This window comes from Flavobacterium hercynium (genome assembly GCF_002217285.1).
GTDB lineage: Bacteria > Bacteroidota > Bacteroidia > Flavobacteriales > Flavobacteriaceae > Flavobacterium > Flavobacterium hercynium.
The window spans coordinates 1-11,718 of record NZ_MUGW01000009.1; the positions used below are offsets into that span (position 1 = coordinate 1).

At 33.0% G+C, this 11,718-nt stretch carries 14 protein-coding genes; 6 read left to right on the forward strand and 8 right to left on the reverse strand.

Going from position 1 to position 11,718, the window contains the following annotated elements; translation table 11 throughout:
* Window positions 1-96: 96 nt before the first annotated feature.
* Window positions 97-489: a helix-turn-helix domain-containing protein gene (locus B0A66_RS04560; RefSeq protein ID WP_089048677.1), complete on the forward strand. Its 393-nt coding sequence runs from the start codon at window positions 97-99 to the stop codon at window positions 487-489.
* Between the two features lie 399 nt (window positions 490-888).
* Here B0A66_RS04560 and B0A66_RS04565 read toward each other — a convergent pair whose 3' ends face one another.
* The 6 genes from B0A66_RS04565 to B0A66_RS04590 form a co-directional block, all read right to left on the reverse strand.
* Window positions 889-2,085 carry a C1 family peptidase gene (locus tag B0A66_RS04565; RefSeq protein WP_089048678.1) on the reverse strand — a complete coding sequence of 399 codons (1,197 nt, stop codon included), beginning with the start codon at window positions 2,083-2,085 and terminating at the stop codon, window positions 889-891.
* A gap of 211 nt (window positions 2,086-2,296) precedes the next feature.
* Window positions 2,297-3,727 carry a pyruvate kinase gene (gene pyk, locus B0A66_RS04570; protein WP_089048679.1) on the reverse strand — a complete coding sequence of 477 codons (1,431 nt, stop codon included), beginning with the start codon at window positions 3,725-3,727 and terminating at the stop codon, window positions 2,297-2,299.
* 5 nt (window positions 3,728-3,732) lie between these two features.
* Window positions 3,733-4,221, reverse strand: a complete 489-nt coding sequence (locus tag B0A66_RS04575; protein WP_089048680.1) for an IPExxxVDY family protein — start codon at window positions 4,219-4,221, stop codon at window positions 3,733-3,735.
* A 125-nt stretch (window positions 4,222-4,346) separates the two neighbouring features.
* Entirely contained in the window at window positions 4,347-5,087 is a 741-nt protein-coding gene (rnc, locus tag B0A66_RS04580) for a ribonuclease III (protein ID WP_089048681.1), read from the reverse strand.
* Between the two features lie 8 nt (window positions 5,088-5,095).
* The gene (gene fabF, locus B0A66_RS04585; RefSeq protein WP_089048682.1) at window positions 5,096-6,349 is read right to left on the reverse strand and encodes a beta-ketoacyl-ACP synthase II; all 1,254 of its coding nucleotides are present in this window, start codon (window positions 6,347-6,349) and stop codon (window positions 5,096-5,098) included.
* 180 nt (window positions 6,350-6,529) lie between these two features.
* Window positions 6,530-6,766, reverse strand: a complete 237-nt coding sequence (locus B0A66_RS04590; RefSeq protein ID WP_007137004.1) for an acyl carrier protein — start codon at window positions 6,764-6,766, stop codon at window positions 6,530-6,532.
* 175 nt (window positions 6,767-6,941) lie between these two features.
* Between B0A66_RS04590 and purN the strand changes: the two genes are divergently transcribed.
* Window positions 6,942-7,505 carry a phosphoribosylglycinamide formyltransferase gene (purN, locus tag B0A66_RS04595; RefSeq protein ID WP_089048683.1) on the forward strand — a complete coding sequence of 188 codons (564 nt, stop codon included), beginning with the start codon at window positions 6,942-6,944 and terminating at the stop codon, window positions 7,503-7,505.
* Window positions 7,506-7,829: 324 nt separating this feature from the next.
* The gene (rnhA, locus tag B0A66_RS04600) at window positions 7,830-8,306 is read left to right on the forward strand and encodes a ribonuclease HI (protein WP_089048684.1); all 477 of its coding nucleotides are present in this window, start codon (window positions 7,830-7,832) and stop codon (window positions 8,304-8,306) included.
* Window positions 8,307-8,372: 66 nt separating this feature from the next.
* Here the strand turns inward: rnhA and B0A66_RS04605 are convergent, their stop codons facing one another.
* Window positions 8,373-8,720, reverse strand: coding sequence for a DUF6249 domain-containing protein (locus tag B0A66_RS04605; protein WP_089048685.1), 348 nt, complete (start codon window positions 8,718-8,720; stop codon window positions 8,373-8,375).
* A 217-nt stretch (window positions 8,721-8,937) separates the two neighbouring features.
* Here B0A66_RS04605 and B0A66_RS04610 point away from each other — a divergent pair, with 217 nt between their 5' ends.
* Together B0A66_RS04610 and B0A66_RS04615 are read left to right on the forward strand one after the other, a co-directional pair.
* Window positions 8,938-9,540, forward strand: a complete 603-nt coding sequence (locus tag B0A66_RS04610) for an RNA polymerase sigma factor (protein ID WP_089048686.1) — start codon at window positions 8,938-8,940, stop codon at window positions 9,538-9,540.
* A gap of 3 nt (window positions 9,541-9,543) precedes the next feature.
* A complete protein-coding gene (locus B0A66_RS04615) occupies window positions 9,544-9,939 on the forward strand; it encodes a hypothetical protein (protein WP_089048687.1) in 396 nt (131 codons plus the stop codon).
* A gap of 6 nt (window positions 9,940-9,945) precedes the next feature.
* Here B0A66_RS04615 and B0A66_RS04620 read toward each other — a convergent pair whose 3' ends face one another.
* Window positions 9,946-10,521: a hypothetical protein gene (locus B0A66_RS04620; protein WP_089048688.1), complete on the reverse strand. Its 576-nt coding sequence runs from the start codon at window positions 10,519-10,521 to the stop codon at window positions 9,946-9,948.
* Between the two features lie 245 nt (window positions 10,522-10,766).
* Here B0A66_RS04620 and B0A66_RS04625 point away from each other — a divergent pair, with 245 nt between their 5' ends.
* Window positions 10,767-11,690: a PfkB family carbohydrate kinase gene (locus B0A66_RS04625; protein WP_089048689.1), complete on the forward strand. Its 924-nt coding sequence runs from the start codon at window positions 10,767-10,769 to the stop codon at window positions 11,688-11,690.
* The last annotated feature ends 28 nt before the right edge of the window (window positions 11,691-11,718 follow it).

The window sequence follows — 11,718 nt, forward strand, 5'->3', positions numbered from 1 at the left end:
AACAATATGCATTGATCCCAGAAATGTAACATATCAACATATTCTGTATTTTACTGAACAAATAATTTTTTGAAATTTTTTAAATATCTTTGAGTTATGAGCACACTAACCAAACCAAATCACATAGGACGCAAAATAAGTCGTATCCGCGAACTTCGCGACATGAAGCAGGATGCATTAGCACTAGCCATGGGAACTAATCAACAAACCATTTCTATGATTGAAAATAGCGAGGAAATTGATGATGAAAAACTTAAAGAAGTAGCAATAGCTCTTGGCGTTTCTGTTGAAGCAATTAAAAATTTCTCTGAAGAAGCTGTTTTAAATATTATTGGCAACACATACCACGATAGTAATGTTGTCAATGGCGGAACAGCACATACCTGCAACTTTAATCCTCTTGATAAAGTCGTTGAACTTTATGAGCGCTTAGTGCTGGCTGAAAGAGAAAAAGTGCAATATTTGGATAGATTACTGAAAGGGAAATAGTTTTTTTTCGCAATCTTGTCATTTCGACGAAAGGAGAAATCTTCGTTAGGAACTCGACAAAGATTGGCAATACTTCACGGAGCTACTTGCGAAGATTTACTTCGTCTGTTCGCTATCGCTCGAGCCTCCTTCGTCGAAATGACAAAAATGAGCATAGAATCCGTATCATCTACGTACCATAAATCGCAAAGTGTTTCTTTTGCGTTAGGGATAGAAGCGGTATCCTTTTTGTTTTTTCTTTAAAAACAAAAAGATATAGCGGATAGCCCGGCCGTAGGAAACGCCCAAAAAACAAGCACACTCAATCTTATCATTTCGATTTCAAAAAATTCAATATAAAAAAATAGCGCTGCAATTTACTGCAGCGCTATTTCTATATTATAAAAGAACTAAAACTTCTTAAACCCCTAATTTTTTAGCGATATCAGATGGAATTCCGCCCTTGTTTAACATCAAAGCAGTAGTTTTATACTTCACGAAGTTTTTAGTCACAAACAAGAAGCCTTTGTAGTCGTTTGTTTCTCCCCAAGAGTTTTTAACGATGTAATATTCTCTTCCGGTTTGATCTTTGGCTAAACCAATAATATGCATTCCGTGATCGTCTGTAGTTGTATAGTTATCAAACGCAGTCTGACGCATTTCCGGTGTGATTTCCGGCTCTGGTTTTGGTCCGTTGAACATATCTGCTTTTTCTTCTGCTGTCATGTCTTCAAATTTCTTTGTCGGCACATAAGCAACACCATTTTTCCAGCTAAAGCTTTTCTCACTTACATCGGTTGCCCACGCTACAGTATATCCTTTTTTCAAAGCATTGTCAATAACATCTGTCATATCGTTTACTTTTACATTATAAACCTGATCAAATGACCAGTTATCAGGCACAGCCATTAATGTTTTTTGGTAATAAGGCGCTGTTGTAAATGACGAAATCTCGATATACTCGTCAGGATTGATTCCAACAACTTCTTTTGCAAAAGTTTGTGGCGTGTAGTTTTTTCCTTTGTATGTAAAGTTTTCCGGTACTTTTCCTAAATAAGAATCAATAACGGCAGCATACGCTTTTTGCCAGTTTGGCGTCAATTCTCCATTTGGATTTTTAACGACAGCCTCCAATACACCTTCGATAAGCGCAGCCATTTCTCCAAATTTATTTTTATCTGTTCCGTAGTTTAAACCTGTGTACACTTCTCTTGGTACAGTTCCGTATTTTTTGTACATATTAATTACATCATGCAGTGCTCCTCCATCACCTAAAGTAACGGCACCGTGCATACGCACATAATTAATTCCTTTTTCAACATAAACATTTCTTGCTGAGAAAATCTGAGACAACTCAACTGGTTGTTTTCCTAAACGAATCATTTCTGATTCTAAAAATGAATTTGAAGCATAACTCCAGCACGTTCCTGATGAACCTTGTGCTTTTACAGAAGTAGTTCCCAAATTAATTTGCTCTGTGAATTTAAAGTTCTCTTTACTTTTATCACTTGCATTCAATTTTAATGAATTTACCAAAACGTCTTGCGCAAAACAGCCGCTCACACCCACCAAAAAAGCCGATGCCGCGAAAACTGATTTCATTGTAGTTTTATACATAATCAATGATTTAAATAGTTGACTAATTAGTAGCCTTAAATAGGTTTTCGTTACAAATCACTTAAATATTAAAGAAAAAAACTAACATATTGCCGTTAATTTTTACACAATCTTTTTATTAAGCCGCATAACCCTACAAAATACGCAAAAACATATAACACAAAAAAAAGCCACCAGAATACTGATGGCTTTGTTTATGTAAAGAAAAGAATTACTCTATTTCAGAAACTCTCATGGTATTTACCATTCCTTTATCTTTAATTGGCATTGCTGCAAGGTTAATTAAATAATCTCCTTTTGTAGCATATCCTTTTTCAACTGCGATTTTATTTACGTCTGTTACAGTATCGTCTGTACTTTCGTCTTTGTCGTAGAAGTATGATTTAACTCCCCACAATAAATTCAATTGTGTTAAGATTCTTCTGTTTGAAGTAAATACTAAAATATGTGCTGATGGTCTCCAAGCTGAAACCTGAAAAGCTGTATAACCACTATTTGTTAAAGTACAAATTGCTTTAGCTTTGATTTCATTTGCTAATAAAGCTGCTTGATGACAAACTGTTTTAGTTACAAAACGTTTTGTTTTAATTTGTGGTGTGTTTTGTGGAACCTGAATAAGCGGTGAATCCTCAACAGCCTCACAAATTTGAGTCATTCTCTGAATTACCTGTACCGGATAATTTCCTGTAGCTGTTTCTCCAGACAACATTACAGCATCAGCTCCGTCCATAACTGAGTTAGCAACGTCATTTACTTCTGCTCTTGTTGGCGTTAAACTTGTAATCATTGTTTCCATCATTTGTGTAGCAACGATAACAGGAATTCTAGCCGTTTTAGCTCTGCGGATCAAATCTTTTTGAACTAAAGGTACTTCGTGTGCAGGAAGTTCAACTCCTAGATCTCCACGAGCCACCATTAAAGCATCACAATAAGCTACAATTTTATCCATGTTCTCAAGAGCTTCCGGCATTTCAATTTTAGCAACAATTGGAATTTTATATTCAGAATGTTTAGCAATTAATTCTTGTAGGTCTTGTAAGTCGCGAGGTGTTTTTACAAACGAAAGTGCGATCCAGTCTACTTTTTGCTCAATAGCAAAAATAGCATCTGCAATATCTTTTTCAGTTAATGCCGGTAATGAAATTTTAGTGTTCGGAAGGTTAACTCCTTTTTTAGATTTTAACTCTCCACCTTGAATTACCTTAGCAACAACTTCTGATTTTTTATCTGTAGAAATAATTTCGAAAATTAATTTTCCATCATCAAGCAAAATACGCTCTCCAGGATTAACATCATTTGGAAAATTTTGATATTTCATGAACACTTTTTTAGATGTTCCTATAATATCTTCTGCAGTAGTAAAAGTAATAAGATCACCATCGTTTACAACAGTTCCTTCTTCCATTACACCAACTCTTAGTTTTGGTCCTTGCAAATCTCCAAGAATTGCTGTAGTGTAACCAAACTCTTCGTTTAAGCCTCTAATGATATTAATTTTTTCTTTTACTCCTTCGTAATCAGCATGCGAAAAATTTACTCTAAACACATTAACTCCTGCTTCGATCATATCTTTGATAATCTCTCTTGTACCACATGCAGGTCCTAGCGTAGCTACAATTTTAGTTTTTTTGTTTGTCAGCATTTTTTTTAAAAAATTAGATTGTTTTTTGATTTTATTTTGTTTGTATCAACAACATATATAGCCGCTATACTTTCGATTGCATTTAATTGTTGTTGAATTTCTGAAAAATCTAGAGTTTCCTCGCTATTCTCTATTTTCAGGAAATAATCGACTTTTTTGAATTCAGGAAGTAAATGAATTGTTGTAGAAACCTCACTAGTTTCATTAGAAAACAAATTCTGGAAATCATTTGTACTCACTGAAATGATTTCATTTTTATTCTGAATCAAATTCCACGAAACGGCCTTTTCAGAATCGTAATAATAAAATCTAGAAAAATTTGCTTCACCTTCCTTCGTTTGAGCATGGATCTCGTTTTTGCTCTTACTTAAATTAATAGGAAGTTCTTTATTGATAAAATACGCCAATCTATAATCTTCTAATGAAGTATGAATTGCCATTAAATAATAATCAATTTCGTCAAATTCGTCTAAATCCAATCTATGAATTGCCATGTCATGAAAAATCTAGTTGTAAATATACTATTTCTAACGGAGCATAAATAATTAAGAGTGGGTTGTTTTTGTTAATTTATAAACGAAAACGTTATAGCATTAAGAAAATTACAGTATAATTGCTGTTATTTCTTATCTATTTTTTCCTGAAATGCAAAATAAGCTCTTTGCGATGCTTTTTCTTCTGCTTTCTTTTTTGAAGTTGCTCTTGCTCTCGCAATTACTTTTTCGTCTATGCTCAATTTTACACCAAAGAGGCGTTGTCCGTCGATACCGTTATCTTCAAAAATATCATAATGAAAGATTCTTTTTTCTTTCTGACACCATTCGATAACAAGACTTTTATAACTGATAACTTTTCCTTCCAGACGAGCAATATCTACATAAGGTGTAATTACTCTGTTCTGAATAAACTGTTCGCAAAATGAATAGCCGCGGTCTAAATAAATAGCACCAACAAGCGATTCAAAAATATTACCATGAATGTTTTCTCCAAAGTGCTGAACCGGTACTTTACTTTCTACAAAACGAACGAGGTTTAAATCTTTACCTAATTCATTTAAATGTTCACGGCTTACAATTTTAGAGCGCATTTTGGTTAAATAACCTTCATCACCATTTGGGGCTTTGTTGTATAAATGTGCCGCAATTACAGCACTTAGCATCGCATCACCTAAAAACTCTAAGCGTTCATAATTAATTGGGTTTCCTGCTTCATCAAGTTTATTAGAAGATCTGTGCGTAAACGCTTTCTTATAAAAATCAACCGAAACAGGCTGAAAGCCAAGTATTTTCTGAATAGTGTCAAAAAAAATCCCGTCTTCAAGAGAACGGGATTTTGAAAATATTTTTTTGATAATATTCATAGACAAAATTAGTCAGCTAATTTTTTAAACAATACACAAGCATTGTGTCCACCAAAACCAAAAGTATTACTCATGGCAACATTTACTTCTCTCTTTTGAGGTTTGTTTAATGTCAGGTTCAATGACGGATCAATGTTTTCATCAACAACTGTATGATTAATTGTTGGAGGAACAATACCGTGTTTCATTGCTAAAATAGAAGCAATAGCTTCGATAGCACCTGCAGCACCAAGTAAATGTCCTGTCATTGATTTTGTAGAGTTGATATTGATGTTTTTTGCATGCTCACCAAAAACATTACTGATCGCTTTTAATTCTGCTACATCTCCTAATGGAGTAGAAGTTCCGTGAGTATTGATATGATCAACATCTTCAGGGTTCATTCCAGCATCTCTAAGTGTATTTTTCATTACTGCAATAACTCCAATTCCTTCCGGATGTGGTGCAGTTAAGTGATAAGCATCTGATGACATCCCGCCTCCACCAACTTCGCAATAAATTTTTGCGCCTCTGGCTTTTGCATGTTCGTAATCTTCAAGAACCAAAGCTCCTGCTCCTTCTCCTAAAACAAAACCGTCTCTGGTTCCGTCAAAAGGTCTTGAAGCGGTTTCAGGACTATCATTTCTTGTAGATAAAGCGTGCATAGAGTTAAAACCTCCCATACCTGCAATTGTAATTGCCGCTTCAGAACCACCTGAAATAATAACGTCACACATTCCTAAACGAATGTAGTTGAAAGCATCTATTAATGCATTTGCAGAAGATGCACATGCAGAAACAGTAGTATAATTTGGACCCATATAACCATTACGCATCGAAATGTGTGCTGGTGCGATATCGGCAATCATTTTAGGAATAAAGAACGGATTAAACTTTGGAGTTCCGTCACCTTTAGCATAATACATTACCTCTTCCTGAAAAGTTTCTAAACCTCCAATTCCTGCTCCCCAAATAACCCCAACTCTTTGTTTGTCGATATTCTCATCAGTAAGTCCGGCATCTATAATAGCCTCATCACTGGCAGCAACAGCATATTGTGCAAATTTGTCTAATCTTCTTGATTCTTTACGATCCATAAAATCTTCAATATTGAAGTTTTTTACTTCACAGGCAAATTTCGTCTTATGCTTTTCTGTATCATAGTATGTGATAGGAGCAGCTCCGCTAACTCCGTTCACAAGTGCTTCCCAATACTCTTGGATATTATTACCAATAGGAGTAAGAGCACCTAATCCTGTTACAACAACTCGCCTTAATGCCATAAATATGTATTTTGTACTTTAAATAAATAAAACCCACACCTTCTTAATTGTATTGCTACTTAAGAGCCATGGGCATTACAATATAAATATATCTTTTTGATTGAAAATCAATCGAAATTTAAATTTTAAAAAAATAATAACACCCGACATTATATAACATAAAAATCGGGTGCAATATTATTATTTTTTAGCTTCCTCGATATAAGAAATAGCTTGACCAACAGTAGCAATGTTTTCTGCTTGATCGTCTGGAATTTGAATATCAAATTCTTTTTCGAATTCCATAATAAGCTCAACAGTGTCTAATGAGTCAGCTCCTAAATCATTAGTGAAGCTTGCTTCTGTTACAACTTCGTTTTCGTCAACACCTAATTTGTCTACGATAATCGCTTTTACTCTTGATGCAATGTCTGACATAATCTTTAATTTTAGAATTTAATTTGTTGGCAAAAATAAAAAACTTTATTTTAAAACAACTATTTAGTTTATAAATGTGATACTAATTTATAAAATTAATTTCAAGAAAGCCTTTTTAATACTATTTATTTTCGATTTTTATTCCGTTTTTTGCATTCTAAAAATAAACCCGTTTATGAAAAAAATTATTGTTTTTGCCTCAGGATCAGGAACTAATGCAGAGAACATCATAAAACATTTTGCAAAAACAAAAATTGCAAACGTCGTTTCGGTCTTTACCAATAACGCTTCAGCAAAAGTTATCGAAAGAGCAAAAAACTATCAGATTCCAGTTGAAATCTTCTCTAAAAACGAACTTTTAGAAAGAAAAGTACTGCAAAAAATACAGGAAATCGATCCGGATTTAATCGTACTCGCAGGTTTCCTGTTGAAGTTTCCAGAAAACATAATTGAGCAATATCCTGATAAAATCATCAACATTCATCCGGCACTTTTACCTAATTATGGAGGAAAAGGAATGTATGGAATGCACATACACAGAGCAGTAGTCGAAAATAAAGAAAAAGAAACCGGAATTTCTATTCATTTTGTAAACGAACATTATGACGAAGGCGGCATTATTTTTCAGAAAAATGTAGCCCTGACAGAAGAAGACACCGCAGAAACTGTAGCCGAAAAGATTCACGAATTAGAACAAAAGTATTTTCCGGAAATTATTTCCAGATTATTAGAATTTTAGATTGTTAGATCTTTAGACTGACTTAGACTTCTTAGACTGTTGGATTGTTCAATTACAATTTATAGTAATCTAAATAGTTTATATTCTATACTTGCAAATTTCTTGGGAAAAAATCTAATTAGATAAAGTATCGTATTAATCTAAAAAATCAAAGCTGTACAAAATTTAAAAATTTAAAAATCTAAAAATCCAAAGATCCAACAATCTAAATTCTAACAAATCTAAGAAGTCTAAGTCACTCTAAAGATCTAATAATCTAAGTAATCTAAATAAAGTCTAAGCCAGTCTAAGTAAGTCTAAAAATCTAAGCAAGTCTAAAAAAAAATGAATCACGAAGTACACATATATACTGATGGCGCTGCAAAAGGAAATCCGGGTAACGGAGGCTATGGCGTTGTAATGGAACTGGTAGGTACGCCACATAAAAAAGAATTTTACGAAGGTTTTCGCCTAACGACCAATAACCGAATGGAACTTTTGGCTGTAATAGTGGGGCTGGAAAAACTCAAAAATCCGAATATGAAGGTTTTGGTTATTTCTGATTCTAAATATGTAGTCGATTCTGTTTTGAAAAAATGGGTTTTTGGCTGGGAAAAGAAAAACTATACCGGCAAAAAAAACCCTGATTTATGGAAACGTTTTCTGATTGTGTACCGAAAGCACCAAGTCGATTTTAAATGGATTAAAGGCCACAATAATCACCCTCAAAACGAACGCTGCGATCAATTGGCAGTAATGGCATCTGCACAGCCTAAACTTTCTGTCGATGAGTATTACGAAACCATTGGCTCAAAAGGATAAAAAAATAACGAGGTCATCCAAAAGAAGGACAACCTCGTTATACAAAGTACTAACTTAAAAAATTCTTTATTCCTTATCTAAATCTTTTGCGGTTTTAAATCCTGCAAGTAATCCTACTCCCGACATTATAAAAATGATCGACGGATAAACTGCTCCATCATTTAATCCTGTGTATGTTGTAATTAATAAGGCAAGAAAAATCCCTACTCCGCTTCCTATTAATAAGAAGGCCAGATTCACAACAAATATTTTCCACGCCGGAACGCCTTTTTCACTTCCTTTTAAGAAGATACTGGCATCTATCCCCTTTTCTATAAGTGCTAAACGTTCTCTGTTTCTGGTAGAAAAAATCAGATAGACAATTCCGAAGATCATTAGAAAAAGACTAATTGGTATTAAAATTTGTGGTCCCATAATTTTGTTTTATTTAATTGATTGATACTTCATAGGACGAGACTTGTTTTGATTAGGTTACAAGAAAATCTGTTTTTTTTCAATATTTTAATTTGAAACAATTTACATCTGTAAACAACTCCTCTAATATTACCTTTATAATGAGGCTTAAAAATAAAGTTTTTAAAAAATCTTAATTTCCTGTAACCTTATTATAAAAGTGATCGTCCTATATAATATGAGTACAATAAGTGATCAGGAATATATCGACAAAATTCTTCAAGGAGATACCAATGCGTTTGCCGTGTTGGTGAATCGTTATAAGGATATGATATTTACTTTATCTCTTAAAATGGTCAAAAACAGAGAAGAAGCTCAAGAGGTTGCACAGGATACTTTTGTAAAAGCTTACAGTTCTTTACGTCAGTTTAAAGGTGATTCTAAATTTTCGACCTGGATTTACAGAGTAGCTTACAACACTTGTTTAGATCGCATCAAAAAGAATAAGAAAGAAGATTTAAACATTTCCATAGATGAATTTTCATCTCATCACATTAAAACAATGAACAACGCTTTAAGTGCTTTAGAAGACAAAGAACGTAAACAAACAATTCAGAATTGCTTAAATTTATTGCCTAATGAAGAAAATTACTTACTGACTTTATTTTATTTTGAAGAGCAAAGCTTAGAAGAAATTGGAAAAATAATGAACATCACGTCTAATAATGTGAAAATAAAATTATTTAGAAGCCGACAGAAATTAGCCGTAATTTTGAAAAAGCAATTAGAACCGGAAGTACTTAGCTATTATAACAATAACAAGGCTTCAAAACAAATATGATTTATGAAAGAGGATGATAAAAATATAGAAAATCTTATTGATAAAATGATGGCAGATCAGACTTTAGAATCACCATCAATAGACTTTACCTCAAAAATAATGTCTCAGGTTCTTATTATAGAAACAAGCAAAGCAAAAGTATACAAACCGTTAATATCTAAATCGGCTTGGCTTGTTATTGGTTGTAGTTTAATTGGCTTGAGTATTTATACTCTTTTAGGAAATGATAATTTACCAAATTCCGAAATGACAAAATTATACTCGGATAAAGCCACTGCCCTATTTTCAGGAATGCATTTTTCTAAAAATATACTATACTCGCTTTTGATTGTTCCGTTTATGCTCTTTATTCAGATTGGGGTTTTAAAAAACTACTTTGATAAGAAGTATGAGGTTTAGTAATTTTTACTTAAAAACATCTTCCCTTTTTCGAATATAAGAATTTCCTAAATGACAATCAAGACTTAAATTATAACCATTTTTAAATAAAATATAACCTATTGTCAGATCTTCATTTTCTTTTATAACTAATCGATTAAGAACTAAACTTTCTTTTGTCAATTGTCTAGAATACTTTTTAAAAAATTCATCAAATCCTATTAAATCTTTATATTCTTTTTCTATTTTTGAATTTAATCTAAAAGGTTCTAGATATCCAGATTTTTTAAATAATCTTCTATCGAAAACAAATCCATCATTTAAAACCGCACTTAAAAACTCTTTGAAAGATTTAAACTTTTTAGAATAATGCTTTTTATAAAAGAAAAATAATTCATTACTGTTTGTCAAAAGAATTTCATCATTATCAAGATTAACATAAAGGTCGGAAAATGATATTGGCGGTGGCGGTAACATTATTCCATCTATAATTTTTCCTCTGTAAGCTAACTTTTCAATCATTTCCTCAGAGAAATTCGACTGTTTTCTTTCACAAGAAATCAGCAAAAAAACAGTCAATATTAAAGTGAAAATTTTCTTCATAAACAGAATGTGTTGTTTAAGCAAAACTAATCAAAAACATAAAGTCTTTTTTCAAAAATAAATGTTGCGATTTAAATCAGAAAATCATATTTTAATCCCTTTACACGATCAAATTCAAAGCACTCATTTACAAGAGTTTTGCCCCTGAAAGCGTTATTGTTTTTTTATGAAAATTTTGAGAACCTAAACCGTTGCAATATTGTAACTTATGAAGTATCTTTGCACCCTAATTCGAAATTCATAAAATGAATAAATTATTGATTGTTGGAACGGTTGCTTTCGATGCTATCGAAACTCCTTTCGGAAAAACAGATAAAATTTTAGGTGGAGCTGCAACTTACATTGGTTTATCAGCATCATTTTTTAACTTACAATCGGCCATTGTTTCTGTAGTTGGCGACGATTTTCCTCAAGAACATTTAGATCTTTTAACTTCAAAAAATATTGATATCTCTGGTATCGAAATTGTAAAAGGTGGTAAAACCTTTTTCTGGAGCGGTTTATACCACAACGATCTAAATTCAAGAGACACTTTGGTTACTGAGTTAAACGTTTTGGCTGATTTTCAACCAAAAGTTCCTCAAAACTTCAAAGACGCTGATATTGTAATGCTAGGAAACTTACATCCTTTGGTTCAAAGCAGTGTTTTAGACCAAATGGAGAAAAAACCAAAATTAGTAGTTTTAGACACTATGAACTTTTGGATGGACTGCGCTTTACCGGAATTACTTGACGTAATTAAACGTGTAGACGTTATTACAATCAATGATGAAGAAGCAAGACAACTTTCAGGAGAATATTCTCTTGTAAAAGCTGCTGCCAAAATTCAGGAATTGGGACCAAAATATGTGGTGATCAAAAAAGGAGAACACGGAGCGCTTTTATTCCACAACAGAGAAGTGTTTTTTGCACCAGCTTTACCATTAGAAGATGTTTTTGATCCAACAGGAGCCGGAGACACTTTTGCAGGTGGTTTTTCAGGATACATTACTCAAAGCGAAAACATTTCGTTTTCTAATATGAGAAATGCTATTATTTACGGTTCTAATTTAGCTTCTTTCTGCGTCGAGAAATTTGGAACAGAAAGGATGGAAACGTTAAGCAAAGCTGAAGTTGCAATTCGATTACAGCAATTTAAGTCGTTAACTCAATTTGACATAGAAATATAATGCTCTAAAGCCTCGGATAAAAACGGGG